Below are 26,098 nucleotides of genomic sequence, written 5' to 3' on the forward strand. Positions count from 1 at the left end.
TAATCACCGGCAGGCGCGCAGGTGCTGCTGACGAGTGGTGAAGGGATTTATCCCCTCACCACAGGTTTAGTGTCAAACCTGATGAATGCAGGTGTCAGACGAAGGAGTCGTCGTCATCGAAGAATGATGAGTTGTCGTCGCTGCTGTAATCAGTGTCGGTGAAGCCGCCCTGATCGTTGCCGGCCATGCGCTGATCATCGCCCCAGCCACTGCTGCTCTGGTCGGCCACCTGTGCCGGCTCTTCCTTGATCACCTCAACGATTTCCTGCGGTTGCTGGTTGTGATGGAACAGGCTGCTGATGCCTTGCGCCAGCATCACGCCACCGGCCACACCGGCCGCAGTTTTCAGCGCGCCACCGAGGAAGCTGCTGCCCGCCGCCGGAGCGCTTTGCTGCGCGTAGTTAGGCGGCGGCGCGCCGAAGTTCTGCTGGGGCGCAGGCGCGTTGAAGTTCTGCTGCGGCGCCGGCTCGCGCCAGCCGCCGGTCGAGGCTGGAGCGCTTTGGGTTGGCGCTGGGCGCGAGCTGCCGCCACCAAAGATGCTCGACAAAAACCCGCCGCCGCTCGGCGCAGGCGCGGCACTTTGTGCTTTGGCCGATTGCAGTTCCGCCTGCAATTGCTGAATTTGCTGGGTCAGTTGCTTGTTCTGCTCATCGAGGCTCTTGAGCGCAGCCTCTTGCACCAGAATCGCTTGGGTCATGAAATAACCTGCGGCCGGTTGGCGCGTCAGGTGTTCCTTGATCCGCGTTTCAGCTTGGGCATCGCGCGGGGCTGCCTCCGTTTCGGCCTGTTGCAGCCGGGAAAACAGTCCATCGATCAGGGTTTGCTCTTCGCTGTTCATGGCGACCTCGTAGATTGCCGGGGATAACATTGCCCTCGTCCACATTGGACAAGGTGCTCTCCTGTAATGGAGACAGTGACAAAACGTTTCAATGACCTTTACCGAATGTTTACGTTCGTGTCGCCTCGCGCATCATCGGTTAAAGTGAGCCACTGTTTTCGACCTGCGATACCGACTGATGAATGCCCTCGAAGTACTGCGCGACTCTCTGTATTTTTTCAAACGCCATTTGGGCAGCATCGTGCAGCTGTGCCTGCCGCTGGTGATTTTCGAAGCGTTTCTGCAGCAAGTGGTCGATCACAACAGCGACCCGGAGAGCTTTTCCTCGGTCAGCGTGGTCGTCGGCCTGCTGGTTTACCCGTTGTACACCGCCGCACTGATCCTGTTTCTCGACGCCCGCACCCGTGGCGAAGCGCCGCGCACACTCGATCTGCTGGCGATGTCTGCGCGCCTGTGGCCGCGTTTCGCCCTGCTGACAGCGCTTAACACCCTGCTGATCCTGTTGGGCCTGTCGCTGTATTTCCTGCCGGGGCTGATCTTGATGGTCATGCTCGCGTTCGGCGAATACCTGCTGGTGCTGCGCGGCATGGGGCCGTTGCAGGCAATGAAAGAAAGCCTGCGCCTGACTCGCGGGCATTTCTGGCGAATCCTGCTGTGCATTCTCTGCGTGATGACACCCCTGTGGTTGCTCAAGGGCGCGACACTAACGGTGTATCCGGAGCCGCAAAACCCGGCGATCGCCGTGCTGATCGAAAGCGCTCACAGTTTCCTGCAACTGTTAACCAGCGTGGTGTTGTTCCGGCTGTTCATGCTGATCAGCGAATTGCCTGACAAACGTGACGGAGCGGTCTGACAGCACGGCGCTTGGGCATCGCGACCGCCCTCAGGTATGCTCGGGGCCACTTTCTGTAACGCTATAAGCCGAGCCATGACCCGTCTACTGCGCTACACCCTGCTGCTTTTTGTGCTCGCCGTCGTCCTGATCGGCGTGCTGATGTTCAGCCTGACCTGGCGCCCCGACGCCCGCGAAACCCTGCCGGTCAGTTGCACCGGCAAGCCGCCGACGCTGGTGCCCGGGCAAGCGCTGAAAGTCATGACCTGGAACGTGCAGTATCTGGCCGGCAAGCGATATGTGTTCTGGAATGACCTGGCACAGGGTGATGACGAAGCGCCCACGCCGGAAGACATGGCCTTCAGCCTCGACGAAGTGGCGCGGGTGATTCGCGATGAGCAGCCCGATGTGGTGCTGTTGCAGGAACTGGATGACGGCGCCAAGGCCAGCGACTATCAAGACCAGCTCAAGCTGTTGCAGGAACGCGTCGCCGATTTGTATCCGTGCAGCGCCCATGCATTTGACTGGAAAGCTGACTTTGTCCCGGATCCGCATATCTTCGGCAGCGTTGGGCGGCAATTGGCGACGCTGAGCCGCTATCGCATCGAACACGCCGAACGCCTGCAACTGCCGGTGGCCTCGAGCAACTTCATCAGCCGTCAGTTTCAACCGAAAGACGCCCTGCTCGCGACCAAACTGCCACTCAGCGATGGTGGGCAACTGACCGTATTCAACACCCATCTGGAGCGTGCCCGGCAACCGGACAACACTTTGCAAACGCAAGTGAGTGCCGTGGCCAAAGTGCTCGACAAGTATGAAAGCCAAGGCCTGCCCTGGCTGATCGGTGGCGACTTCAACCTGCTGCCGCTCGGCCAATATCGGCGTTTGCCCGCCGAACAGCGCACGCCCTACTCGGCCGACAGCGAACTGCACCTGCTGTGGGACAAATACCCGATGATCCCGACCAACAACGAGGCCAGCGGCATCGACCGCGCGCAGTGGCTGACCCACTACCCCAACGACCCCGGCCTGAACGGCCCGGATCGCACGGTCGACTATCTGTTCTACAGCCCGAAAATCAAACGTATCGAAGCGATGGTGCGCCAGGACGACACGCTGCGCATCTCCGATCACCTGCCGGTGATCGCGCGTTTCCTCCTGCCCGCCACCCCATAGATCAAATTCTGAGGGCCGGATCTCCGGTACAACACAAATCATTGTGCGAACGACTGAGCGCAAAGAACGCTTGGAACCCAGGCAGAATGTAACCGGGGACAGACCTACGCTGGTGCACTTGCCATGAAGGATCCGTCCATCTTCAATAAGGCACTGCGCGATCTTCTTTTGTTGGTTGCGCTCCTCAGGTGCCGCGCGGTTTAGCCCGCGCGGTCGCCTCGGCCACCAACGGATCGTCCGGCCAGTAGTGCTTCGGATACCGCCCTTTCAAATCCTTCTTCACCTCGGCATAGGTGCTGCGCCAGAAGTTCGCCAAGTCCTGCGTCACCTGCACCGGCCGCCGCGCTGGCGACAACAGATGAAGTTTGACCACCTGCCGCCCACCGGCAATCCGTGGCGTGTCCGCCAACCCGAACAGTTCCTGCAACCGCACCGCCAGAATCGGCGGATGCTCGCTGTAATCCAGGCGAATCGACGACCCCGACGGCACGCTCAAATGATGCGGCGCCAGTTCATCGAGCTTTTGCGGTAACGGCCACGGCAGCAGATTACGCACGATGCTCGACAGATCCAGATTGCCGAAATGGCTGAGTCGCGAGACCTTGCCCAGGTAAGGCATTAACCAATGCTCGAGGGTGCTCAGCAACGTCGCATCGCTGACATCCGGCCATTGGCTTGCGTCCTGCGAATCCAGATCGAGCTGTCGCAACAACGCAACTCGCGCCTGCCACTGACGCAGTTCCGGCGTCCACGGCAGCAGCTCCAGCCCCTTGCGCCGCACGAGATTGACCAATGCCTGACTGCGCGCGTTTTCATCGAGACCGGTCAACGGTTCACGGCTGATAATCAGCTCGCCGACCTTGCGCTGACGTTCGGCGCGCAGCACGCCTTCGCGCTCGTCCCAGTCGAGTTGATCGACGTTGCGCACTTGCTCGGCGAGCACGGAATCGAACAGCGCCGGATCGAAATCCGCTGCGAGGTAAATCCGCTCTTCACGCTGGCCCTGACGGCTGCCGAGATCGGCGATGACGATCCACGGCTCTTTCATCAGGCTGTCGGCTTCGGCGAACAGCGCGGCGCGACCGTTGGCCAGGCGATATTCGGCGCCACCGGCTCGCCGCTGTTGCGCGACGCGATCGGGATACGCCAGCGCCAGCAGCGCACCCAACCAGCGCGGATGATCGGGATTGCTGACCGGTTCGCTCGCCTTGCCGCGCAGATAACCGCGATACTGCCGCGCCAGCTGCTTAGCGCGCTGCACACCGCCCTGTGCACCACGGGCCGCACGTTCTTCGCCAGAAAGCAGGACCAATCGACTGTGCAGATCGGCCCCGGCGCCGCGCAAGATATCGCGCTCGCCGAGCAACGCGGCAACGTCGCACGCCATGTCGGCCAGCCCCAACGCCTGACCACGCAGGAGTAGATGGCCGATCCGTGGATGCGCCGGCAACTCAGCCATGGCCTGGCCGTGAGTGGTCAGCGCCTCGCTTTCCAGCGCACCCAGTCGCTGCAACAAATCCTGCGCCTGTGCATAAGCCGCTGCTGGCGGCACATCCAGCCAGACCAATTCGCCCGGGGTCACGCCCCAGCGCGCCAATTGCAGCGCAAGGCTGGCAAGATCCGCCGAGAGAATTTCCGCACTGCCATAAGCGGCGAGTTGCTCGTGCTGATCCTGCGACCACAAGCGATAACAAACGCCCGGTTCCAGACGCCCGGCGCGGCCCGCACGCTGGGTGGCGCTGGCCTTGGAAATCCGCTGCGTGTCGAGCCGGGTCATGCCGCTGCCCGGATCGAAACGCGGCACCCGCGCCAGCCCGGCATCGATCACCACGCGCACGCCGTTGATGGTCAGACTGGTCTCGGCGATGTTAGTCGCCAGCACCACTTTGCGCTGGCCGGCCGGTGCCGGATCGATTGCCGCGCGTTGGGCATTGAGGTCGAGTTCACCGTGCAGCGGGCAGAGCAACACGTCACTGCGCTCACCTATCGCGTCGGCTAATTGCTGATGCACACGACGAATTTCCGCCTGCCCCGGCAGAAAGACCAACACACTGCCGGTTTCATCATTAAGGGCTTCAAGTACGGTCTGCGTAACACGTTGATCAATGTATTCGCCAGGCTGGAACGGACGGCCCCAGCGCATCGTCACCGGGTACATGCGTCCTTCGCTGCGCAGGATCGGCGCGTCATCCAGCAACCCGGCCAAACGCTCACCTTCGAGCGTGGCCGACATCAGCAAGATCTTCAGCGGCTGTTCAGCTCGAAACAGCTCACGACCGTTCAGACTTAAGGCCAACGCCAGATCAGCGTCGAGGCTGCGCTCGTGGAATTCGTCGAAGATCAGCAAACCCACGCCTTCGAGCGCCGGGTCATCCTGCAAACGGCGGGTGAGAATGCCTTCGGTGACCACTTCGATGCGCGTCTTGGGGCCGACCTTGCTGTCGAGACGAATGCGATAACCGACGGTTTCGCCGACCTTCTCGCCCAACTCGCTGGCCAAGCGCTCCGCCGCCGCACGCGCAGCCAGGCGACGCGGTTCGAGCATCAGAATGGTTTGCCCGCCCAGCCATGCCTCATTGAGCAGGGCCAGCGGCACGCGGGTGGTTTTACCAGCACCGGGCGGTGCTTCGAGCACGGCTTCGTGGCGTGTCGCCAAGGCTTCACGCAGGGCGGGTAAAACGTCGTCGATCGGCAAAGAATTCATGCTGGCTCCAAAACAGAGGGCCGAGTATAACGGCGAACTGCCGGGCGTTCGTCAGGGTCTTAATTCCAAATGACGACGCTTCGTTTTCAAATGACTGAGGAGATTTCCCATGCGTTTACCTTTTCGCCTGATCGGCGGTGTGCTGGTCGCTACTCTGCTCACCCAAATCACCGCGTGCGGTTCGATTTTCTACCCGGATCGGCGCGGCCAGATTGATGGCAAGGTCGACCCGGCGATTGCCGTGCTGGATGCCGTGGGCCTGCTCTTCTACATCATTCCCGGCTTGATCGCGTTTGCCGTCGACTTCGCCACTGGCGCGATCTATTTCGAACCCGGTCACACCGCACAGATCGACCCGGCCAAGCTCAAGCATGCCATCGGCCCTGACGGTCAGGTCGATAATCACAAGTTGCAGGCTATTCTCGAAAGCGAGCTCGGAAGAGACTTCCCTCTCGACGATCCGCGCCTGATTCAACACAAAGGCAGCACTCAACAACTGGCGATGTTCGGCCTGCAACCCGCCGCCTAAAAAGGAAGCTTGATGACAACCAGCCCCGAACATGCCCGCCTGTTACGGCTGGCGACCCGCGCCTCGGTGGCGGTGGCCTGCACGCTGATCGTCGCCAAAGCCATCGCCTGGTGGCTGAGCGGTTCGGTAAGCATGCTCGCCGGCCTTACCGACTCGGCGCTCGATGGCATTACCTCGATGCTCAATCTGCTGGCGGTGCATTACGCGCTGCGCCCGGCCGATGACGATCACCGTTACGGTCACGGCAAAGCCGAGTCCCTCGCGGGCATGGCGCAGGCGCTGTTCATTGGCGGCAGTGCGGTGTTGATCGCGTTTCAGGCTTACGAGCGACTGCACGATCCACAACCGCTTGGCGCGCCGTGGCTGAGCATCGGGGTGATCGTGTTTTCGCTGCTGCTGACAGCGGCGCTGCTGGTGTTGCAGCATCGGGTGATCAAGCAGACCGGCTCCAACGCGGTGCGCGCGGATTCGCTGCACTATCGCTCGGACATGTTGCTCAACGGCAGCATTCTGATTGCGCTGATTTTGGCCGGGCTCGGCTTTCATCAGCTTGATGCGTGGTTCGGTCTGGGGATTGCTGCCTACATTCTGTGGAGCGCGGTGCAGATCGCCCGGGAAAGTTTTTCGGTGTTGATGGATGAAGAACTGCCGACCGATGTCAGTCAGCACATGCTCGAACTGGCGTGCAGTGTACCGGGGGTGTTGGGCGCGCATGACTTGCGCACGCGGATTTCCGGCAACCACTGGTTCGTGCAGTTGCACCTGGAGTTGCCGGGAGAATTGACCCTGTCAGTGGCGCATGGCATCAGCGACCAGGCCGCCGATGCCATCCACAAAGCCTACCCACGGGCCGAAGTGCTGGTGCACGCCGACCCGATAAAAGCAGCTACAAGCCGCGAGCCTCAAGCTTCAATCCTGTAGCTCGAAGCTTGCAGCTCGCCGCTGCTAGTACTGGACTTGATAACCGCGACTGCTCAGGCAATTGCCCTGCGCCTGGCGATACGCCTGAACCACTTCGGGCGCCGGTTGATAGGTCGCGGTGCGCGGGTCGAAGCCGCTTTGCTGCACCGCGTACTGATAGCACTGGTAACCGTCCTGCTGCACTTGCTCCGGCGACTGACCGTTGGCTGGATACGCCTCGACGTCATAACCCGGGGATTGCGGTTGCGGTTGTTGCTGCACTGGCGGCTCGACCACCACGTAATCCTGCGTCGCTTCCTGATAGGCGTAATAGGAACCGGCGGCGAGGAACAGCAGCGAGCCACCGATCCACACCTCACGGGCGTAGTCCGGCAGGTACTGAGTGCGGATCCCCCGAGGTGGCTGCACGACGATGTAGCGCGGCCCCTGCGGGCGATACCAGTAGCCGCCGGAATAGAAGTAATCCTGACCGCGATACGGCACGCGGTATTCACGATCCGGGAAGCGATCAATCACATGCCCCGGTCGGTATTGCGGGCCGGGGCCCCAACCGTTGCCATGCCCGTCCGGGCGCCCCGGCCAGTGATTGTCGTTGGGGCGATTGTTGGTCTGCCAATGCTGGTTGTTGTAGCCGTTTTGCGGACGCTCGTCGCGGTAGTAACCCTGACGCGGTTCCTGGGTCTGGCGCACGGCATCGGGGCGCGGCTGAATCGGCAGGCTGTTGGCCGGCGGTGGCGGTTGGCGCACCGGATTGGGGTTGTAGGCAGGCCGGTTCTGGTCGTGGTTTTGCCACTGACCATTGTTATTGTGCGGCTGGCCGTTGTGCTCGAACTGGCGGCTGTTGTCGCCACGAATGATCTCGTTGTTCTGCGGACGCGGTTGATTCTGCGGCGGCTGATTTTGCGGACGCGGCTGGTTTTGCTGTGGATTGTTCTGCGGGTGCGGCTGATTTTGCGGCACATTGTTTTGCGGGCGCGGCTGATTACTGCCGCCATGCTCCTGATTATTGTTGCCCTGATGCTGCGGGCCATGCTGCCCACCGTTGGGGCTGCGGCTCTCGGGGTCATCGGCCAGCGCTTGCGCACTGACACTCACACACAGCAAACCAACACCGGCCAGACGCCAGATGCGCGACTTCATGCTCTTCCTCACTGCGGCTAAGACCTGTCATTAAGGGGCCTGTAACTAAGACCGGGGATGTGCACTTCCGGTTCTGCAACAGGTTATCAGTCACGCAACTTATTTATTGAGGACTGCGTGCTGTCGAGGCACAAAAATCGCCGACAAGAAAAAGGGGAGACCCGTCGGCCTCCCCTTAGAGAACTTCGTCCTGGCTCGACGCTTTTGACGTCGGCTCACCTCACGCCGTCTTGTGGACAGTGTGCAGCTCGGGGGCCGGCACAACCCCGGTGGGGGTGGCGGCCGCGGCGGGCCGGATAGGGCGGGCCGCGTGGACTGTGTTACCGAGCAGTGATTCTGGTGATAAGAATAGGCCCGAGGCCGCGACAGATGATTGCGAAGATTGCTGAAATAAACACCACTTGCGCAATTTTTAACCCTGGATAGATAATCCGCCGCAATAGTTACAACCAAGGACAGATTGATGAGCAAACTCGACCGTTACGACCTGAGCATTTTGGCGGAATTGCAGCGCGACGCCCGCATCTCCAACCAGGAACTGGCCGAGCGCATCGGTCTGTCGCCATCGCCGTGCTCGCGCCGGGTCAAGCAATTGGAAGACGACGGCTATATCTCGCGCCAAGTGGCTTTGCTGGATCGCAAAATGCTCGGTCTGAGCCTGACCGCGTACGTGCTGATCGGCATGGATCGGCACACGCCGGAGCGTTTCGAGAATTTCGAAGCGGCGATTCGCACATTGCCGCAGGTGTTGGAGTGCAGTCTGGTGACTGGCGTCGACGCTGACTATCAGTTGAAAGTGGTGGTGCCGGACATGGATCACTATCAGAAGCTGCTGCTTGGCCACCTTACGCGCATCGATGGCGTGACCAGCGTGCGCTCGAGTTTTGTGCTCAATCAGGTGCTCAACAGCACCGAACTGCCGCTGACTCATCTTCGCAGCTGATCAAAAGCCCCCTCACCCCAGCCCTCTCCCGGAATGAGAGGGAGCCGACTGCAGGGTCTGCCGCTATACGTTGACCTGAAAGATCGAGTCGATTATGGATTCACAACCGCTAAAACAGGTCGGCGGAGTTCATCAGCATCCCCGGTTCGCTCCCCTCTCACTCTGGGAGAGGGCTAGGGTGAGGGCAACAGCTCCGGATCAGACCCAGATCAATGCCACCCCCACACACCTTGGCGTATACTCGCCGCGCCCTTTTAGCCCCGCGCGCGTCGGAGAAACCCAATGGATCCAGCACTATTAGAAGAATGGATGATGACCGGCCTGGTCAGCATCCTGATCATTTTCATGGGTTTCATCGTCTGGGATCTGGCGAAGAAGTCCAAGGCCGGGCGCTTTGGCTCGTTCATTCTGTTCTTCGTGCTGGGCCTGGGCGTGGCCGCGTTCATCATCAAGAGCGTGGTGATCGGCCTGATCGAATCCGGCGCTCTATAAGCGCGCCGGCACTTCTTTCCACTGGCCCTGATCGAGTCCTTCGATCGTCCAGTCGCCAATCCTCACCCGTACAAGTCGCAAGGTCGGCAAGCCGACCGCCGCCGTCATGCGCCGCACCTGGCGGTTGCGCCCTTCACGAATCACCAACTCCAGCCAAGAAGTCGGCACCGTCATGCGAAAGCGCACCGGCGGATTGCGCGGCCACAACTCGGGTTCATCCAGTTGTCGTGCTTCGGCCGGCAGGGTCATGCCGTCATTCAGCTCGACGCCGTCACGCAGCCGCTGCAACTGCTCGTCCGTCGGCACGCCCTCGACCTGCACCCAATAGGTCTTCGCCAGTTTGTGTTTCGGATCAGCGATACGCGCCTGCAACTGACCGTCGTTGGTCAGCAACAACAAACCTTCGCTGTCGCGATCAAGGCGGCCAGCCGGATAGATGCCGGGCACATCGATGTAATCCTTGAGCGTCGCCCGCCCTCCTTCGTCGCTGAATTGCGTCAGCACATCGAAGGGCTTGTTGAACAGGATCAGCTTCGGCTCGGCCGGTGGTGCCTTGGCAACACGACGCGGGGAGGAAGGCTGAGGCTTCGCGCCGGGGCGGCGGGAAGGTGGACGCGGGGGACGGGACATGGCGAAAAGAACATCTAACGGTCAGGGCTGCTAATGCTAGTGCCCCGACCGCCAAATGACCACGACTAACCGTTAACGGAACGGCGGCTCGTCGAAGCTACGCAGTTTGCGCGAGTGCAGCGAGTTGAGTTCGGTGCGCAGCAGATCCACCGCTTCGATGCCGATTTTCAAGTGCTGGCTGACTGCGCGCTCGTAGAACGCGTTGGCCGACCCCGGCAGTTTGATTTCGCTGTGCAGCGGTTTGTCGGAAACGCACAGCAACGTGCCGTACGGTACCCGCAGGCGATAACCCTGCGCGGCAATGGTGCCGCTTTCCATGTCCACGGCCACTGCGCGGGACAGGTTGATCAACGGTCGCTCCTGCGCCCAACGCAGTTCCCAGTTACGGTCGTCGTAGGTCAGCACGGTGCCGGTGCGCAGGCGTTTTTTCAGGTCGTCGCCCTTCTCGCCAGTGATGTTGGCAGCCGCTTGTTGCAGGGCCATCTGCACTTCGGCCAACGCCGGGATCGGGATATTCGGCGGCACCACGCGGTCGAGAATGCCGTCGCGACGCATGTAGGCATGCGCCAACACGTAGTCGCCGATGGTCTGCGACTGACGCAGGCCGCCGCAATGACCAATCATCAGCCAGCAATGCGGACGCAGCACCGCCAAATGGTCGGTGATGTTTTTCGCGTTGGACGGGCCGACGCCGATGTTGACCAGCGTCACACCGTGGCCGTCGCTGGCGATCAGGTGATAGGCCGGCATCTGATAACGGTGCCAGACCACACCGGCAGCAATCGCCGACGCTTCGCCGTGATCCATGCTCTTTTCGATGATCACATTGCCCGGCAAGACCATGCGCACGAAACGCGGATCGCTGCGCAATTGCTCCAGACCATGGACGATAAATTGGTCGACGTAGCGGTGATAGTTGGTCAGCAGAATCCACGGCTGCACATGGCGCCAGTCGCTGCCGGTGTAGTGCACCAGGCGACGCAGCGAGAAATCCACGCGCGCGGCGTCGAACAGCGCCAGCGGCAGCGGATCGGTGTTTTCCCAATCGTAGAGGCCATCGGCGATGCCATCGGTGGCAGCAGACAGGTCAGTACTCGGGAACACGCGCGCCAGCACCGCAGCGGTGACCCCGGAGCCGGCCAGTTCATCGCCCTGCTCGACCACGTACGGATACGGAATGTTTTGCTGGCTGACGCCGACTTCCACCGTCACGGTGAAGTCGTGCATCAATGGCACCAGTTGTTCGAGCAGGTATTTGCGAAACGCCGCCGGGTGGGTGACGGTGACGCTGTAAGTGCCCGGCAATTGCACCTTGGCGTAAGCGCGGGTGGTCTGCGGGACTTCGCCCTGGCAAAGATAGGTCAGACGCAGTTCGGGATAACGGAACAGCGCACGCTGTTCGGCGTCAGGCTCGACGCGATCCTTGAGGTAACGCTTGAGCGCCGAGTTCAGCGCAGTGGTGGCACGCTCATGCAGCTCGGCCAGACGATCCACGGCTTGTTCGGCGGTTTCAACGACAATAAACGCTTCGGTCACGATCAGCTTCCTGTGTTCTGACTTGCAGAGCTTCATCTTGCCTGCATCGTGGCGTCACGGGAACAGTGGCGTTGTGGCGGTACCTAAATCTTTAAATCAATGAAGATCCCCTGTGGGAGCGAGCCTGCTCGCGAATGCAGTGGGTCATTCAATAAAGATGTCGACTGATACACCGCTTTCGCGAGCAGGCTCGCTCCCACAGGGGGGATTTGTGGTGGGTTAGAAGCCTTGTGGGGTTGCGCGGGCGACGAGGGACTCGACGTCGAGGCCTCGCGGTAGCGCGCCGTAGACGCGGCCACCGCCGCTCAGGCGGCTGGCAATGAAGGCGTCGCTGACGGCTGAGTTGCCGGCCTCCAACAGGAGCTTGGCCTGCAAACCGAGCGCGATGTCTTCGGTCAGTTGCCGCGCCCGGTACTGAATGTCGCTCGTATCCTTGAACTGCGCCTGCAACTGCTGGATATGCGCAGCCAGACGTTTGTCGCCATGACCATCGCCCAACTCACTGAACAACACATCGAGCACACCCGGTTCTTTCGACAGCGCGCGCAGCACATCCAGACACTGCACGTTGCCCGAGCCCTCCCACGTCGAGTTCACCGGGGCCTCGCGGTAGAGGCGCGGCAGGATGCTGTCCTCCACATACCCCGCGCCGCCCATGCATTCGGCCGCTTCGTTGATCATCCCCGGCGCACGTTTGCAGATCCAGTATTTGCCCACCGCCGTCACCAGCCGCGCAAACTGCGCTTCGTGGCGATCATCCAGATGATCCAGCGCTTTGCCCATGCGCAAGCTCAGGGCCAGTGCCGCTTCGCTTTCCAGCGCCAGATCGGCCAGCACGTTTTGCATCAACGGCTGTTCGCTGAGCACTTTGCCGCCGACTTTGCGGTGCGCGCAGTGATGGCTGGCCTGGGTCAGTGCCTGACGCATCAGTGCGCTGGAGCCGACCATGCAATCGAACCGGGTCATCGCCACCATCTCGATGATGGTCGGCACGCCGCGGCCCTCTTCACCGACCATCCATGCCAGCGCGCCACGGAACTCCACTTCGCTGGAAGCATTGGACTGGTTGCCGAGTTTGTTTTTCAGACGCTGGATGTAGAACTGATTGCGCGTGTCATCCGGGCGATGACGCGGCAGCAGGAAGCAGGTCAGGCCCTTGTCGGTCTGCGCCAGCGTCAGGAACGCATCGCACATTGGCGCCGAGCAGAACCACTTGTGACCCACCAATTCATAAGCCTCGCCCGGGCCACTGGCGCCCACCGGATACGCTTTGGTGGTGTTGGCTCGGACGTCGGTACCGCCCTGTTTTTCGGTCATGGCCATGCCGATAGTCACACCGGCCTTGTGCGCCATGCCGACGTTACGCGGGTCGTATTCGCTGGCGAGGACTTTCGGCAGCCACTGCTCGGCCAGGTTCGGCTGCAAACGCAGGGCCGGCACGCTGGCAAAGGTCATGGTCAACGGACAACCGCTGCCAGCCTCGGCCTGACTGTGCAGATAGCTCATCGAGGCGCGGGCGACGTGGGCGCCATCCTGGGGATGTGTCCATGGCAGCGAAGTCAGGCCGTGTTCAATCGCCGTGCGCATCAGTTCGTGATAGGCCGGATGAAATTCCACCAGATCGATACGATGGCCATAGCGGTCATGGCTGGTGAATACCGGTTTGTTCTGATTGGCGAGGAACCCGGCGGCCATCAGTGGCCCGCCGGCGAGCGCACCGTACGCATCGATCCGCGACTCGGCCCAACCGGCACCGAACCAGCGCGACCATTCCTGCAAAGGCAGGTCGATGCGATACAGGTTGGTGCCGTCCAGCGACGGTGGCTGGTTGGTGACTTCGTGGGTTTCGGCGAACTGATGCAGGTTCATGACACGGGCTCCTCTGTCGGCCAGAAAGTCAGTTAAGCACTGCCCTCAGACCGATCAAAGTGTCATACCTGCCGAATTCGCGGCGCATTTACCCTATGCGCAGCACAGCACCCGGCGCTCAAGGGCTGACTGCAAATCTTCGAATTTCACCGGTTTGTTCAGGTAATCAATCGCGGCACCCGTGGCGCAAAGTTCTCGGTCAACGTTCAACGCCAGCATGAACACCGGCAGGTTGGCGCAACCGGGCAGCGCCTGGATCTGGCAGCACAACGACGCGCTTTCATGGCTCGGCAACTGGCAATCGATGAGCACCGCGTCGACCGTTTCGCGTTGCAGACATTCGAGCGCCGCCGCGCCGTTGTCGGCGCTACGCACACGGAAACCGAGTTTGAGCAACATGCCGCGCATCACCAGTAGGTTGACGCTGTTGTCATCCACCAGCAACACCGTGCAGTCCTGCGGCGCGCGCACGCATTCACGCAAAGGCGCGGTCATCGGCGCGGGTTCGACCTCCGGCAATTCGAGTTCGACATCCAGCTGGAAGCGGCTGCCGCGACCCGGCTCGGAACGGTGAGTCAGCTTGCCGCCGAGCAACTCCACCAACTGTCGGCAGATCGCCAGACCAACGCCCAGGCCGCCGTACTCGCGCGTCATCGAGCCGTCGAGCTGGAAGAAGCGTTGATACATCGTCGCCTCGCCCAGATCGGTGAAACCGATGCCGGTATCGATCACCGCAAACGACAGCGCCAGGCGATTGCCCGTCGACGGTTTGCCGGTCACCCGCAGCGCCAGGCCACCTACGCGGGTGAACTTGATCGCGTTGTCGAGCAGGCATTCCAGGCATTGCGCAAGCTTGGCGCTGTCACCGTACAGACGATCCGGCAGGGTTGGCAGCACCTCGACCTTGAAGTCCAGCGACTTGCTCGACGCATTGCCGTCGAACTGCGCACGTAGCGCCTCGACCACCGTGCGCAGGCTGAAACTGCCCGGCGCAGCCTTGAGCTTGCCGGCCTGCAATTCGGTGAGGGTAAGGATGCCGTTGACCATGCGCATCATGTCCCGCGCCGAACCGGCGGCAGTCTGGTGATATTGCTCCAGCTCCGAGTCCAACTCGACGGTCTGCATCAATTCCAGCGAACCGATCACACCGTTCATCGGCGTGCGCAGTTCGTGGGTCAGGGTCGCAAGGAATTCGTCCTTGAGCTTGTTGCTGTGCGCCAGTTGCTGGTTGAGCACTTCGAGTTTTTGCCCGGCGTCGTAAAGCGTCTGCGCCTGTTGTTCGCGCATGGCGTTGATGCGGTCAGCCAGCGCCAGCGAGAGCAATGCCACTTCAATGGCCGAACCGATCTGGCTGGCGTACATGGTCAAGAATACGTTCGGCAGCAGGCCCAGCACCATCAGCGTATTGATGACGCCGCCAAGCAAAAACGCCGACCAGGCGATGATGAAGTAGCGCGCCACACGCAGGCCACGCCACCAGGCGATAATCCCGGCCGCGAAGATCACCACGGTGAAGGTCAGCGCCAACGTCGTCGCCAAACGCAGGGCCAGGGCGTAACTGGTCATCAGTGACAGGCCGATGACCAGCGCGCCAAAGGCAATCAAGCCGATCAGCAAGCGGTCGAGCCCGCGGCTGTGGGTTTTGGTCTGGAGGAAACTGCGCGCGAACTGGCTGCCGAACAAACCGGCGCAACCGATGAAGAATGGCGTGGAGGCGTTGGTCCACCACGGATTGTTCGGCCAGAAATACTCGGCCGCCGCGCCATTTACCGACAGTTGATAGAAGCCGAATGAGGCGATGTAAAAGATGTAATAGAGGTAGCTGGTGTCGCGTACGCTGAGGTAGATGAAGAGGTTGTAAACCAGCATCCCCAACAACACGCCATAGATGATGCCCAGTACATATAGGCGCACCGGTTGATCTTCGAGGTAAGCAGTGCTCGACCACAAGGTGACCGGCGCCTGGATCGAACCTTCGCTGGCTAGTCGCAGGTACACGGTTTGTCGTTGATCGGGCTCGAAGGCCAGGTCGAACAGGTAATTGTTCTGGCGAATCTCGCGGCTGGCGAACGGCAACGCGTCGCCGGTCTGACGGATCAGGTGATAGTCGCCACTGGCATCGGCCAAGTACAAATCAAGATGATCGAGCGGTGGATACGCCAACTCCAGCAGCCAGGTGCGCTGGGCCGCGGGATTGTTCGGGCGGTAATGCAGGTCGATCTTCAGCCAGAACGCCGAACGCGAATACCCGGCATTGAGCGTGGCTTTATCGTGGGCTTTGAAATTGCCGGCAGCGGCCTGCGCACGGACATCGGCAATGCTCGCCTGACCGCTTGGGTCTTCGAACACTTGCAGAGACCGGCCCAGTGGGAGGCTCTGGGTGGTTTCGTCGAATTCGACGGCGCTCGCCAGGAGGGGCAAGCAGAACAGCAACATCAGCAAATAGCGCATTGAAGCCCCAGCGTGGCTCGTCCGGTTGTGTCAGGAAGCCCCCCATTCCTTTTGAGTAGACGTAAAACCGGTATTACCTGTTATTGGTTTGGATCCAGACTAGCATAGCCGTTGATGGCCATTGAGCACCATCGAAATCTTTGCAGTAAAGGCTCTAGAACGGGCGTTTCAGAGCAAAGCAGCGGGCTAGAGCTGTTAGATTGGTCAGGAAGATCAAAAGATCGCAGCCTTCGGCAGCTCCTACATTGGAATACGTTCACTGTAGGAGCTGCCGAAGGCTCGGGCCGCGTTCGGACGATCTTTTGATCTTGCTCTGTCACCTACCCCCGAAAATCAGCTTTGGTGGTAAGCTCGCGCACCATGAATATCTACAGCTCCCGCCCCGTTGTCCTCTGTCTCTCCGGCCACGACCCAAGTGGTGGCGCCGGCTTGCAGGCAGATATCGAAGCCCTGCTCGCGCAGGGTTGCCATGCGGCTCCGGCCGTCACCGCCCTGACCGTGCAAGACACCGTCAACGTTACTGATTTCCGCGTCCTCGACCGTGAGTGGGTGTTGGCTCAGGCCAATGCCGTGCTTAACGACTCCGAAGTCGCTGCAGTCAAACTGGGCATGCTCGGCTCGCTGGAAATGGTCGACACCGTTGTCGAACTGCTTTCGGCGCACCCGCATTTGCCAGTGGTCTGCGACCCGGTGCTGCGCGCCGGTGGCGGCGGACGCCTGGGCAAGGACGAAGTCGGCTATGCGATGCGCGAGCGTCTGCTGCCACTGTCGATTATTGCCACGCCTAACCTCCCTGAAGCCCGCATCCTTGCCGAACTGCCCGAAGGTACCGCGGACGAGTGCGCTGAAAAACTTCTGCCGTTCGTCAAAAACCTGCTGATCACCGGCGGCCATGGCGACGAAACTGAAATCCACAACCGCGTGTACAGCCGCGATGGCCTGCGTGAAACCTTTGTCTGCCAACGTCTGCCGGGCAGCTATCACGGCTCCGGCTGCACTCTGGCCAGCGCCCTCGCCGGTCGACTGGCCCAGGGCGAACACTTGGCCAGCGCCGTGCGCAGTGCCCTGGATTACACCTGGCGCACCCTGCGCGATGCCGAACAGCTGGGCAAAGGCCAGTTCGTCCCGCGTCGCCTGCCGCTGGATTTTTGCTCGTAACGTCGTGAGGTCTGCCTGATGAAACTACGTGGCCTGTATGCCATCACCGACAGCGAGCTGCTGGCCGGCAAGTTTCTGTCTTACGTGGAGGCGGCGCTGGAAGGCGGCGTCACCCTGCTGCAATACCGCGACAAGAGCAACGACGAAGCCCGCCGTCTGCGGGAGGCCGAAGCGCTGCGCGATCTGTGCGAGCGCTACAAGACGCAGTTGATCATCAACGATGACGCCGAACTGGCCGCGCGCCTCAACGTCGGCGTGCACCTCGGTCAGACCGACGGCCCGCTGTCGCCGACCCGCGCCCTGCTCGGCTCGAAAGCGATCATCGGTTCGACCTGCCACGCGCAACTTGAACTGGCAGAGCAGGCGACTAAAGAAGGCGCGAGTTATGTCGCCTTCGGCCGCTTCTTCAACTCCAACACCAAGCCCGGCGCGCCGACCTGCAGCCTTGATCTGCTCGACGAAGCCCGGCGCAAACTGCACCTGCCGATCTGCGCGATTGGCGGCATCACTCTCGACAACGCCGCGCCGCTGGTGGCCCACGGGGTCGACCTGCTGGCCGTGGTTCACGGTTTGTTCGGCGCCGGAAGCACCGCCGAAGTGACCCGCCGCGCCCGCGCGTTCAATGAACTGCTTCGTAAATAAATAGCCAATTTCTAAAGATTGAGAGCCCGATCATGTCTCGTTCCGAAACCCTGTTTGCCGACGCCCAAAAACACATTCCCGGTGGCGTGAACTCGCCAGTTCGCGCGTTCAAGAGCGTTGGCGGCACACCGCTGTTCTTCAAACACGCTGAAGGCGCCTACGTCACCGACGAAGACGACAAGCGTTATGTCGATTACGTCGGTTCGTGGGGCCCGATGATCCTTGGCCACAGCCATCCGGACGTGCTCGACGCGGTGCGCAATCAACTGCAGCACGGCTTGTCGTACGGCGCGCCAACCGCGATGGAAACCGAGATGGCCGATCTGGTCTGCTCGCTGGTGCCATCGATGGACATGGTGCGCATGGTCAGCTCCGGCACCGAAGCGACCATGAGCGCAATCCGTCTGGCTCGTGGTTACACCGGCCGCGACAGCATCATCAAGTTCGAAGGCTGCTACCACGGCCACTCCGACAGCCTGCTGGTCAAGGCCGGCTCCGGCGCGCTGACCCAGGGCGTACCGAGCTCGGCCGGTGTACCGGCAGCGTTCGCCAAACACACCCTGACCCTGCCGTTCAACGACATCGACGCCGTTGAAAAAATGCTCGCTGAAGTCGGCCAGGAAGTGGCCTGCATCATCGTTGAACCGGTAGCTGGCAACATGAACTGCGTACCGCCGGCGCCAGGCTTCCTCGAAGGCCTGCGTTCGTTGTGCGACAAGCATGGCGTGGTGTTGATTTTCGACGAAGTGATGACCGGTTTCCGCGTTGCCCTCGGCGGCGCCCAGGCGTACTACGGGGTCAATCCTGACCTGACCACCTTCGGCAAGATCATCGGTGGCGGCATGCCGGTCGGTTGCTTCGGTGGCAAGCGTGAAATCATGCAGCGCATCGCGCCGCTGGGCCCGGTGTATCAGGCCGGCACGTTGTCGGGTAACCCGCTGGCGATGGCGGCGGGCTTGACCACTCTGCGCTTGATCAGCCGTCCCGGTTTCCACGCCGAACTGACCGATTACACCACGCGTCTGCTCGACGGTTTGCAACAGCGCGCCGATGCTGCGGGCATTCCGTTCGTGACCACTCAGGCCGGCGGCATGTTCGGTCTGTACTTCAGCGGCGCCGACGACATCGTCACCTTTGAAGACGTCATGGCCAGCGACGCGGCACTGTTCGGTCGCTTCTTCCACCTGATGCTGGAAGGCGGTGTGTACCTGGCACCGAGCGCATTTGAAGCCGGTTTCACCTCGATCGCCCATGGCGAAGCCGAGCTGAAACTGACGCTGGACGCTGCCGAGCGCGCCTTCGCTGCACTGAAGTAATCGCCGTACCGCTGACGTTGGCTATTGCCAGCGTCAGCTTTCACCTACATCCGCACTGTTTTTCCAGCGCTCCTGCCAGGAATCTCCCATAAAGTGGGCGATATATTCCCCGCGCAGCAGAAAAACGAGTAAAGACTTTGTAAGGTTGGCCCTGCTTATTTCATAATGCGCGCTTATTGGATCCCTCGATGGGTCCGCGTGCCCTTCAGAGGTAAGTCGATTCCCATGAACCGCACCGGCCGCACCCTTGCCTTGGGCTGCCTGTTGCTCCTTCAGCCCCTGCTCGCGCATGCACAAGCAGGCGGCAACTCGTTGTTGATCCCGGCGATGGGTCGTTGCACCCTCAATACTCAGCCGCAAGATGTCACGCAGGCCTTGGCCGCGTGTCAAAAAGCGGCGGACGAAGGGGATGCGCAAGCGCAATACGAGTTGGGTGAGTTCTACTACGACGGCAAAAACGCGCCACGCGACCTCAATCAAGCCCTGAGCTATTTCGAAAAAGCCTCGTTGCAAGGCCACGCTCAGGCGCAATTCAAACTCGGCACGATGTTCTTCCACGGTGAAGGCGTGCAAGCCAATAACATTCAGGCGTACATCGTGCTGAAGATGGCTGCAGTCAACGGCGCTGAAGATGCGCTGGACACGGCTGACGAAGTTTCCGAAAAAATGTCTCGCGAAGACCTTGAGACTGCCACGCAGGTGCTCGGGCAAATTTTCCGTAAATACCTGATGGAATTGCAGAGCGCCGACGGGCGCACGCCGTTTTCACCATTGCCTTAAGGGCTGTGGAGATTAACTGTGGTGAGGGGATTTATCCCCGACCGGCTGCGTAGCAGTCGCAAATCCAATCAATGAGGTGTGTCAGATAAAACCTGGTTGCAGGATTTAGGGCCGCTTCGCAGCCCAACGGGGCGGTGCGACGTTTCGCTAAATCCCCTCGCCACAAATCATTTCAAATCCAGATCCGGTTTTACTTCTCAGGCATCGGCATCGGGAATGGCATGACATTGCCGACCGCGCCGCGGGCTTCGCTGATTTTCGGGGTGCCCAGACGTTCCACCTCATCGATGCGCACAATCGAATGCATTGGCACAAAGCTGCGCACCACGCCTTCGAACTGCGCCTTGAGCTTTTCTTCGCTCGGGTCGACGACCACTTGCGTGCGCTCGCCAAAGACGAACTCTTCCACTTCCAGGAAACCCCACAGATCACTTTGATAGATCTGCTTGGCGTACATTTCGAACACCTGGCCCTGGTTGAGGAAAATCACCTTGTAGATTGGAGCTTCGCGTTTGGTCATGGCGGGCGGACAACATCGGGGATAAAAATGAGGGCGCGAACTATAGCATAGCCACCGGACGCACAGCGGTAGGAACCTGACAGCATGTTCCCTATAATGCGCGGTTCTTTGAATCACGTGACGACCAAAATCCATGGCCAAGAAGCTTTACATCGAAACCCACGGTTGCCAGATGAACGAGTACGACAGCTCGCGCATGGTCGATCTGCTGGGTGAACATCAGGCCCTGGAAGTCACCGCCCGGGCGGAAGACGCAGACGTGATTCTGCTCAACACCTGTTCGATCCGCGAACGCGCCCAGGACCGGGTGTACTCGCAACTGGGTCGCTGGCGCGAACTGAAACTGGCCAATCCTGAAATGGTGATCGCCGTCGGCGGTTGCGTGGCCAGTCAGGAAGGCGCGGCCATCCGTGATCGCGCACCGTACGTCGACGTGGTCTTCGGCCCGCAAACCCTGCACCGCCTGCCGGAAATGATCGACGCCGCGCGCATCACCAAGCTGCCGCAAGTCGATGTGTCGTTCCCGGAAATCGAAAAATTCGACCACTTGCCCGAGCCGCGTATCGATGGCCCGAGCGCCTACGTGTCGGTAATGGAAGGTTGCAGCAAGTACTGCACGTTCTGCGTGGTGCCGTACACCCGTGGCGAAGAAGTCAGCCGGCCGTTCGACGACGTGATCGCCGAAGTCATCCACCTCGCCGAGAACGGCGTGCGTGAAGTGACTCTGCTGGGGCAGAACGTCAACGGTTATCGCGGTACGACCCATGATGGGCGCCTGGCCGATCTCGCCGAGCTGATTCGCGTCGTCGCCGCCATCGATGGCATCGACCGCATTCGCTACACCACTTCGCACCCGCTGGAGTTCTCAGACAGCCTGATCCAGGCCCACGCCGACGTGCCGGAACTGGTCAAGCATCTGCACTTGCCGGTGCAATCGGGTTCCGACCGGATTCTGGCGGCGATGAAGCGCAACCACACCGCACTGGAGTACAAATCCAAGCTGCGCAAACTGCGTGCGGCGGTGCCGGGCATCTGCATCAGTTCGGACTTTATCGTCGGCTTCCCTGGTGAAACCGAGAAAGATTTCGAGCAGACCATGAAGCTGATTGCCGACGTCGGTTTCGATTTCTCCTATTCCTTCGTTTATAGCCAGCGCCCCGGCACTCCGGCGGCTGATCTGGCCGACGACACGCCGGAAGAGCTGAAAAAAGAACGCCTGAACGCCCTGCAACATCGCCTGAATCAGCAAGGGTTTGAGATCAGCCGACAAATGGTTGGCTCGATCCAGCGCATTCTGGTGACCGATTACTCGAAAAAAGATCCGGGTGAACTGCAAGGGCGCACCGAGAATAATCGAATCGTCAACTTCCGCTGCGACAATCCAACCCTGATCGGTCAGTTCGCCGACGTGCACATCGATGCGGCGCAACCGCACTCGCTGCGCGGCTCGCTGATCCAGTAATCAACGCAAACCCGTAGGAGCAAGGCTTGCCCGCGATGGCCGCGCTGCAGTCTGTCTGGTAGGCCGCGTCATCGTTCATCGCGAGCAAGCTTTGCTCCTACAGGCCGGTGTTGGGTGTTGGAATATTTAAGAGCTTTCGCACCCAAGCCTCTGGCGTTATCCTTGATTTCATCTTAATTGCCCCAGGGCGGCTAAATACGACCTTGAACGCACCCATAGAAACACATCGTTTTATCCTCGAGCCCTTTGAGGCTCGCCGCTTCGCCAATCTGTGCGGGCAATTCGACGAGCATTTGCGCTTGATCGAACAGCGCCTGACCATCGAGATCCGCAACCGCGGCAATCAGTTCGAGCTGATCGGCGACCCCAAGCACACCACGTCTGCGGAAAACCTGCTGCGCCGCCTGTACCGGGAAACCAAGGGTACCGAGCTGTCGCCAGACATCGTGCACCTGTTCCTCCAGGAATCGGCCGTCGTCGAGCTGGACAATCACGCCCCCGCCGAAGCCTCCGTCGCCCTGCGCACCAAGAAAGGCATGATTCGCCCACGCGGCTTGAATCAGCTGCGCTACGTGAAGGAAATCCTCGGCAACGACATCAACTTCGGCATTGGTCCGGCCGGTACCGGCAAGACCTATCTGGCCGTGGCCTGCGCTGTCGACGCACTGGAACGCGAGCAGATCCGGCGCATCCTGCTGGTGCGTCCGGCGGTTGAAGCGGGTGAAAAACTCGGCTTCCTGCCCGGCGACCTGTCGCAGAAGATCGACCCGTACCTGCGCCCGCTCTACGACGCACTCTACGAAATGCTCGGCTTCGAATACGTCGCCAAGCTGATCGAACGCCAAGTGATCGAAGTCGCGCCGCTGGCCTACATGCGTGGCCGCACGCTGAACAACAGCTTCATCATCCTCGACGAAAGCCAGAACACCACCGTCGAACAAATGAAGATGTTCCTCACCCGGATCGGCTTCGGCTCTACAGCGGTCATCACCGGTGACATCACCCAGGTCGACCTGCCGAAAGGCACCAAATCGGGTCTGCACCATGTGATCGAAGTGCTTAAAGACGTGCCAGGCATCAGCTTCACGCACTTCATGCCCAAAGACGTCGTGCGCCATCCTTTGGTCCAGCGGATCGTCGAAGCCTACGAGCGCTTCGAAAACCGTGACGAAGCCCCCAAGGACACCTCGCGAAATGCTTGAGCTAGACCTGCAAATCGCGACTGACGCGAACGCGCCGAGTGAGGCCGACTTCCGCCTGTGGTGCGAACTGGCCCTGCGCCAGCGCACCGCTGACTCGGAAATGACCATTCGTCTGGTTGACGAGGAAGAAGGTCGTGAGCTCAATCACACCTGGCGCCACAAGGATTACGCGACCAACGTCCTGTCGTTCCCGGCCGAAGTGCCCGACGAGTTTCTCGACATCCCATTGCTCGGCGATCTGGTGATCTGCGTGGCCGTGGTCGAGCGCGAAGCCGCCGAGCAAGGCAAGGAACTAAAGGCCCATTGGGCGCATCTGGTCATTCACGGCTGCTTGCATCTGCTTGGTTACGACCATATAGATGATGAAGAAGCCGAAGAAATGGAAGCACTGGAACGAACGTTGCTTGCCGAATTGGGCTATCCCGATCCGTACGCGGACGACGAAATCGAAACCGAAACATCCCCTATCGTTACAACAAAGGATTCAGAGTAATCGCTATGAGCGAAGATCGATCGAGCAACGGGCAGAAGTCATGGCTGGGTAAACTGACCCAGGCTTTTGCCCACGAGCCGAAGAACCGCCAGGAGCTCCTTGAGCTGCTGCGTGATGCACATCAGAACAAACTGCTGGACAGCGAAGCGCTGGCCATCGTCGAAGGCGCCATTCAGGTGGCTGACCTGCAAGTACGCGACATCATGGTCCCGCGCTCGCAGATGATCAGCATCAAGGCGACCCAGACACCGCGTGAGTTTCTCCCGGCCGTGGTCGACTCGGCCCACTCGCGCTATCCGGTTATCGGCGAAAGCCATGACGACGTGATGGGCGTGCTGCTGGCCAAAGATCTGCTCCCGTTGATCCTCAAGGAGAACGGTGACAGCTTCAACATCAAGGATCTGCTGCGCCCGGCCACCTTCGTGCCGGAGTCCAAGCGTCTGAACGTGTTGTTGCGTGAATTCCGCGCCAACCACAACCACATGGCCATCGTCATCGACGAATATGGCGGCGTGGCCGGTCTGGTGACGATTGAAGACGTGCTGGAACAGATCGTCGGCGACATCGAAGACGAACACGACGTCGAAGAAGACAGCTACATCAAGCCGCTGCCAAGTGGCGACTTTCTGATCAAGGCCCTGACGCCGATCGAGAACTTCAACGAGTTCTTCGACAGCGAGTTCTCCGACGACGAATTCGACACTGTCGGCGGCCTGGTGATGAGCGCGTTCGGGCACTTGCCAAAACGTAATGAAATCACTGAAATCGGCGCCTATCGTTTCCGCATCCTGAACGCCGACAGCCGTCGGATTCATTTGCTGCGACTGACGCCAATCGCCCGGTAAAAAATCTAAGGACTGAAATGCGCTGGACAACCCGCCCCGGCTGGCCCGGTAACCTGCTGGCCGTGGCGGCCGGTGCAATCACCACATTCGCTCTGGCACCGTTCAACATCTGGCCGCTGGCTTTGCTCGCGGTCGGCTTGTTCTATGCCGGTTTGCGTGAGCTGAGTCCGCGTCAGGCGCTGGGCCGTGGCTGGTGCTTCGGTTTCGGCCTGTTTGGCGCCGGCACCAGCTGGATCTATTACAGCATTCACCATTTCGGCGGCGCTTCAGTGCTGCTGGCCGGGTTCCTGATGCTGTTGTTCACGGCCGCGATCGCATGGTTCTTCGCGCTGCCAGCCTGGCTATGGGCGCGCTGGTTGCGACGTAACGAAGCGCCGGTGGCCGATGCCCTGGCATTTGCTGCGTTGTGGGTCGGCCAGGAAGCGTTTCGTGGCTGGTTCCTCACCGGGTTCCCGTGGTTGTATTCCGGTTACAGTCAGCTCGACGGCCCGTTATCCGGCCTCGCCCCCGTCGGTGGCATGTGGCTGGTGTCGTTCGTGCTGGCGTTGACGGCGGCGCTGATCTACAACACACCGCGCCTGCTGCAAACCGGTCGCAAAGCTTTTGTCGTCGCCGGTCTGCTACTGCTGGTCGGGCCTTGGGTCGCGGGTATCGCCCTCAAGGGCCACGCCTGGACCAGCCCTTCTGGCGCACCACTGACCGTTGCCGCGATTCAGGGTAACGTCGAACAAAGCATGAAATGGGATCCGGCGCAGCTCAACGCCCAACTGGCGCTGTACCGCGATCTGAGCTTTCGCTCGAAACCGGTGGACCTGCTGATCTGGCCGGAAACCGCCGTGCCGGTGCTCAAGGAGTCCGCCGAGGGCTACCTGGCCATGATGGGCAACTTCGCTGCTGAGCGTAAATCGGCGCTGATCACTGGCGTGCCAATCCGCGAGACGGTTCGTCACGAAAAACGCTTCTTCAACGGTATCACCGTGGTTGGCGAAGGCGACGGTACTTACCTCAAGCAGAAACTGGTGCCATTTGGCGAATACGTGCCATTGCAGGATGTATTGCGTGGGCTGATTGCTTTCTTCGACTTGCCGATGTCCGACTTCGCACGTGGCCCGGCCGATCAAGCGTTGTTACAGGCCAAGGGTTATCAGATTGCGCCGTTCATCTGCTACGAAGTGGTGTACCCGGAGTTCGCTGCCAGCCTGTCGGCACGCAGCGATTTGCTGCTGACGATCAGCAACGACACTTGGTTCGGCACCTCGATCGGCCCGCTGCAACACTTGCAGATGGCGCAGATGCGCGCGCTGGAGGCGGGTCGCTGGATGATCCGTGCGACCAACAACGGCGTGACCGGGCTGATCAACCCTTATGGGCAGATCACCGAGCAGATCCCGCAGTTCGAGCAGGGCATTTTGTACGGCGAAGTGGTACCGATGCATAACCTGACGCCGTATCTGCAATGGCGCTCGTGGCCGTTGATCATCGTGTGCCTGCTGTTGTTTGGCTGGGCGCTGATGGCGAGCCGGATGTCGAAAACCCTTTAAAGCAAAAGATCGCAGCCTGCGGCAGCTCCTACACAGGACTTGTATTTTCCCTGTAGGAGCTGCCGCAGGCTGCGATCT

At 60.6% G+C, this 26,098-nt stretch carries 23 protein-coding genes and 1 pseudogene; 15 read left to right on the plus strand and 9 right to left on the minus strand.

What is annotated here, in order from left to right; all coding sequences use genetic code 11:
* Positions 1 to 94: 94 nt before the first annotated feature.
* Positions 95 to 838 carry a DUF2076 domain-containing protein gene (locus tag JFT81_RS19815; protein WP_201230594.1) on the minus strand — a complete coding sequence of 248 codons (744 nt, stop codon included), beginning with the start codon at positions 836 to 838 and terminating at the stop codon, positions 95 to 97.
* A gap of 178 nt (positions 839 to 1,016) precedes the next feature.
* Here JFT81_RS19815 and JFT81_RS19820 point away from each other — a divergent pair, with 178 nt between their 5' ends.
* A complete protein-coding gene (locus JFT81_RS19820) occupies positions 1,017 to 1,691 on the plus strand; it encodes a YciC family protein (RefSeq protein ID WP_201228613.1) in 675 nt (224 codons plus the stop codon).
* Between the two features lie 75 nt (positions 1,692 to 1,766).
* Entirely contained in the window at positions 1,767 to 2,846 is a 1,080-nt protein-coding gene (locus JFT81_RS19825; RefSeq protein WP_201228614.1) for an endonuclease/exonuclease/phosphatase family protein, read from the plus strand.
* Positions 2,847 to 3,030: 184 nt separating this feature from the next.
* Here JFT81_RS19825 and hrpB read toward each other — a convergent pair whose 3' ends face one another.
* Positions 3,031 to 5,550: an ATP-dependent helicase HrpB gene (hrpB, locus tag JFT81_RS19830; RefSeq protein WP_201228615.1), complete on the minus strand. Its 2,520-nt coding sequence runs from the start codon at positions 5,548 to 5,550 to the stop codon at positions 3,031 to 3,033.
* 109 nt (positions 5,551 to 5,659) lie between these two features.
* Between hrpB and JFT81_RS19835 the strand changes: the two genes are divergently transcribed.
* Positions 5,660 to 6,079: a polyribonucleotide nucleotidyltransferase gene (locus JFT81_RS19835; RefSeq protein ID WP_201228616.1), complete on the plus strand. Its 420-nt coding sequence runs from the start codon at positions 5,660 to 5,662 to the stop codon at positions 6,077 to 6,079.
* Between the two features lie 12 nt (positions 6,080 to 6,091).
* A complete protein-coding gene (locus JFT81_RS19840; protein WP_201228617.1) occupies positions 6,092 to 7,000 on the plus strand; it encodes a cation diffusion facilitator family transporter in 909 nt (302 codons plus the stop codon).
* A 24-nt stretch (positions 7,001 to 7,024) separates the two neighbouring features.
* Here JFT81_RS19840 and JFT81_RS19845 read toward each other — a convergent pair whose 3' ends face one another.
* Complete coding sequence (locus JFT81_RS19845) at positions 7,025 to 8,140, minus strand: DUF6515 family protein (RefSeq protein WP_201228618.1); 1,116 nt, start codon at positions 8,138 to 8,140, stop codon at positions 7,025 to 7,027.
* 463 nt (positions 8,141 to 8,603) lie between these two features.
* On the opposite strand from JFT81_RS19845, the gene JFT81_RS19850 reads away from it, so the two are divergent.
* Together JFT81_RS19850 and JFT81_RS19855 are read left to right on the plus strand one after the other, a co-directional pair.
* A complete protein-coding gene (locus JFT81_RS19850) occupies positions 8,604 to 9,083 on the plus strand; it encodes an Lrp/AsnC family transcriptional regulator (protein ID WP_042561225.1) in 480 nt (159 codons plus the stop codon).
* Positions 9,084 to 9,365: 282 nt separating this feature from the next.
* A complete protein-coding gene (locus JFT81_RS19855; protein WP_007909655.1) occupies positions 9,366 to 9,575 on the plus strand; it encodes a DUF2788 domain-containing protein in 210 nt (69 codons plus the stop codon).
* On the opposite strand, the gene JFT81_RS19860 is transcribed toward JFT81_RS19855, so the two are convergent.
* From JFT81_RS19860 to JFT81_RS19875, 5 genes and pseudogenes are all read right to left on the minus strand, one after another.
* Complete coding sequence (locus tag JFT81_RS19860) at positions 9,570 to 10,205, minus strand: pseudouridine synthase (RefSeq protein ID WP_242485635.1); 636 nt, start codon at positions 10,203 to 10,205, stop codon at positions 9,570 to 9,572. The genes JFT81_RS19855 and JFT81_RS19860 overlap by 6 nt on opposite strands.
* A gap of 72 nt (positions 10,206 to 10,277) precedes the next feature.
* On the minus strand, positions 10,278 to 11,777 hold the full coding sequence (amn, locus tag JFT81_RS19865; RefSeq protein ID WP_201228619.1) for an AMP nucleosidase: 1,500 nt from the start codon (positions 11,775 to 11,777) through the stop codon (positions 10,278 to 10,280).
* Between the two features lie 74 nt (positions 11,778 to 11,851).
* A pseudogene (locus JFT81_RS29590) lies at positions 11,852 to 11,950 on the minus strand (metal ABC transporter ATP-binding protein); the annotation flags it as partial.
* A gap of 10 nt (positions 11,951 to 11,960) precedes the next feature.
* Complete coding sequence (locus tag JFT81_RS19870; protein WP_201228620.1) at positions 11,961 to 13,610, minus strand: acyl-CoA dehydrogenase family protein; 1,650 nt, start codon at positions 13,608 to 13,610, stop codon at positions 11,961 to 11,963.
* Between the two features lie 93 nt (positions 13,611 to 13,703).
* Complete coding sequence (locus JFT81_RS19875; RefSeq protein ID WP_201228621.1) at positions 13,704 to 16,061, minus strand: hybrid sensor histidine kinase/response regulator; 2,358 nt, start codon at positions 16,059 to 16,061, stop codon at positions 13,704 to 13,706.
* Between the two features lie 360 nt (positions 16,062 to 16,421).
* Between JFT81_RS19875 and JFT81_RS19880 the strand changes: the two genes are divergently transcribed.
* The 4 genes from JFT81_RS19880 (at position 16,422) to JFT81_RS19895 (ending at position 19,957) form a co-directional block, all read left to right on the plus strand.
* Positions 16,422 to 17,219, plus strand: a complete 798-nt coding sequence (locus tag JFT81_RS19880) for a hydroxymethylpyrimidine/phosphomethylpyrimidine kinase (RefSeq protein WP_016986138.1) — start codon at positions 16,422 to 16,424, stop codon at positions 17,217 to 17,219.
* 18 nt (positions 17,220 to 17,237) lie between these two features.
* On the plus strand, positions 17,238 to 17,861 hold the full coding sequence (gene thiE, locus JFT81_RS19885; RefSeq protein WP_201228622.1) for a thiamine phosphate synthase: 624 nt from the start codon (positions 17,238 to 17,240) through the stop codon (positions 17,859 to 17,861).
* 32 nt (positions 17,862 to 17,893) lie between these two features.
* Positions 17,894 to 19,177 (plus strand): glutamate-1-semialdehyde 2,1-aminomutase, encoded by a 1,284-nt coding sequence (gene hemL / locus JFT81_RS19890; protein ID WP_201228623.1) that lies wholly within the window; start codon positions 17,894 to 17,896, stop codon positions 19,175 to 19,177.
* Between the two features lie 225 nt (positions 19,178 to 19,402).
* Positions 19,403 to 19,957 (plus strand): tetratricopeptide repeat protein, encoded by a 555-nt coding sequence (locus JFT81_RS19895; RefSeq protein ID WP_003228518.1) that lies wholly within the window; start codon positions 19,403 to 19,405, stop codon positions 19,955 to 19,957.
* Between the two features lie 190 nt (positions 19,958 to 20,147).
* Here the strand turns inward: JFT81_RS19895 and JFT81_RS19900 are convergent, their stop codons facing one another.
* Positions 20,148 to 20,477 carry a DUF1820 family protein gene (locus JFT81_RS19900; protein WP_003185742.1) on the minus strand — a complete coding sequence of 110 codons (330 nt, stop codon included), beginning with the start codon at positions 20,475 to 20,477 and terminating at the stop codon, positions 20,148 to 20,150.
* 133 nt (positions 20,478 to 20,610) lie between these two features.
* Here JFT81_RS19900 and miaB point away from each other — a divergent pair, with 133 nt between their 5' ends.
* The 5 genes from miaB to lnt all read left to right on the plus strand — a co-directional run bounded on the left by miaB (position 20,611) and on the right by lnt (position 26,020).
* A complete protein-coding gene (miaB, locus tag JFT81_RS19905) occupies positions 20,611 to 21,939 on the plus strand; it encodes a tRNA (N6-isopentenyl adenosine(37)-C2)-methylthiotransferase MiaB (RefSeq protein WP_008081077.1) in 1,329 nt (442 codons plus the stop codon).
* 203 nt (positions 21,940 to 22,142) lie between these two features.
* Positions 22,143 to 23,141, plus strand: a complete 999-nt coding sequence (locus JFT81_RS19910) for a PhoH family protein (protein ID WP_201228624.1) — start codon at positions 22,143 to 22,145, stop codon at positions 23,139 to 23,141.
* Positions 23,134 to 23,634: an rRNA maturation RNase YbeY gene (gene ybeY / locus JFT81_RS19915; protein ID WP_201228625.1), complete on the plus strand. Its 501-nt coding sequence runs from the start codon at positions 23,134 to 23,136 to the stop codon at positions 23,632 to 23,634. Before JFT81_RS19910 ends, ybeY begins: the two co-directional genes overlap by 8 nt.
* A 5-nt stretch (positions 23,635 to 23,639) precedes the next feature.
* Complete coding sequence (locus JFT81_RS19920; protein WP_007909641.1) at positions 23,640 to 24,479, plus strand: HlyC/CorC family transporter; 840 nt, start codon at positions 23,640 to 23,642, stop codon at positions 24,477 to 24,479.
* A 17-nt stretch (positions 24,480 to 24,496) separates the two neighbouring features.
* Positions 24,497 to 26,020 (plus strand): apolipoprotein N-acyltransferase, encoded by a 1,524-nt coding sequence (lnt, locus tag JFT81_RS19925; protein WP_201228626.1) that lies wholly within the window; start codon positions 24,497 to 24,499, stop codon positions 26,018 to 26,020.
* The last annotated feature ends 78 nt before the right edge of the window (positions 26,021 to 26,098 follow it).

The organism is Pseudomonas sp. TH43 (assembly GCF_016650635.1).
Taxonomy (GTDB): Bacteria; Pseudomonadota; Gammaproteobacteria; order Pseudomonadales; family Pseudomonadaceae; genus Aquipseudomonas.

What these genes read in the sequence shown, in the direction of transcription:
- JFT81_RS19835 (WP_201228616.1), top strand. Translation starts at nt 5,660, where the DNA reads ATGCGTTTACCTTTTCGCCTGATCGGCGGTGTGCTGGTCGCTACTCTG.
- amn (WP_201228619.1), bottom strand. Translation starts at nt 11,777, where the DNA reads ATGAAGCTCTGCAAGTCAGAACACAGGAAGCTGATCGTGACCGAAGCG.
- ybeY (WP_201228625.1), top strand. Translation starts at nt 23,134, where the DNA reads ATGCTTGAGCTAGACCTGCAAATCGCGACTGACGCGAACGCGCCGAGT.
- hemL (WP_201228623.1), top strand. Translation starts at nt 17,894, where the DNA reads ATGTCTCGTTCCGAAACCCTGTTTGCCGACGCCCAAAAACACATTCCC.
- JFT81_RS19855 (WP_007909655.1), top strand. Translation starts at nt 9,366, where the DNA reads ATGGATCCAGCACTATTAGAAGAATGGATGATGACCGGCCTGGTCAGC.
- JFT81_RS19815 (WP_201230594.1), bottom strand. Translation starts at nt 838, where the DNA reads ATGAACAGCGAAGAGCAAACCCTGATCGATGGACTGTTTTCCCGGCTG.
- thiE (WP_201228622.1), top strand. Translation starts at nt 17,238, where the DNA reads ATGAAACTACGTGGCCTGTATGCCATCACCGACAGCGAGCTGCTGGCC.
- JFT81_RS19820 (WP_201228613.1), top strand. Translation starts at nt 1,017, where the DNA reads ATGAATGCCCTCGAAGTACTGCGCGACTCTCTGTATTTTTTCAAACGC.
- JFT81_RS19895 (WP_003228518.1), top strand. Translation starts at nt 19,403, where the DNA reads ATGAACCGCACCGGCCGCACCCTTGCCTTGGGCTGCCTGTTGCTCCTT.
- JFT81_RS19880 (WP_016986138.1), top strand. Translation starts at nt 16,422, where the DNA reads ATGAATATCTACAGCTCCCGCCCCGTTGTCCTCTGTCTCTCCGGCCAC.
- JFT81_RS19825 (WP_201228614.1), top strand. Translation starts at nt 1,767, where the DNA reads ATGACCCGTCTACTGCGCTACACCCTGCTGCTTTTTGTGCTCGCCGTC.
- JFT81_RS19840 (WP_201228617.1), top strand. Translation starts at nt 6,092, where the DNA reads ATGACAACCAGCCCCGAACATGCCCGCCTGTTACGGCTGGCGACCCGC.
- JFT81_RS19850 (WP_042561225.1), top strand. Translation starts at nt 8,604, where the DNA reads ATGAGCAAACTCGACCGTTACGACCTGAGCATTTTGGCGGAATTGCAG.
- JFT81_RS19870 (WP_201228620.1), bottom strand. Translation starts at nt 13,610, where the DNA reads ATGAACCTGCATCAGTTCGCCGAAACCCACGAAGTCACCAACCAGCCA.
- JFT81_RS19860 (WP_242485635.1), bottom strand. Translation starts at nt 10,205, where the DNA reads ATGTCCCGTCCCCCGCGTCCACCTTCCCGCCGCCCCGGCGCGAAGCCT.
- lnt (WP_201228626.1), top strand. Translation starts at nt 24,497, where the DNA reads ATGCGCTGGACAACCCGCCCCGGCTGGCCCGGTAACCTGCTGGCCGTG.
- hrpB (WP_201228615.1), bottom strand. Translation starts at nt 5,550, where the DNA reads ATGAATTCTTTGCCGATCGACGACGTTTTACCCGCCCTGCGTGAAGCC.
- JFT81_RS19875 (WP_201228621.1), bottom strand. Translation starts at nt 16,061, where the DNA reads ATGCGCTATTTGCTGATGTTGCTGTTCTGCTTGCCCCTCCTGGCGAGC.
- miaB (WP_008081077.1), top strand. Translation starts at nt 20,611, where the DNA reads ATGGCCAAGAAGCTTTACATCGAAACCCACGGTTGCCAGATGAACGAG.
- JFT81_RS19920 (WP_007909641.1), top strand. Translation starts at nt 23,640, where the DNA reads ATGAGCGAAGATCGATCGAGCAACGGGCAGAAGTCATGGCTGGGTAAA.
- JFT81_RS19900 (WP_003185742.1), bottom strand. Translation starts at nt 20,477, where the DNA reads ATGACCAAACGCGAAGCTCCAATCTACAAGGTGATTTTCCTCAACCAG.
- JFT81_RS19845 (WP_201228618.1), bottom strand. Translation starts at nt 8,140, where the DNA reads ATGAAGTCGCGCATCTGGCGTCTGGCCGGTGTTGGTTTGCTGTGTGTG.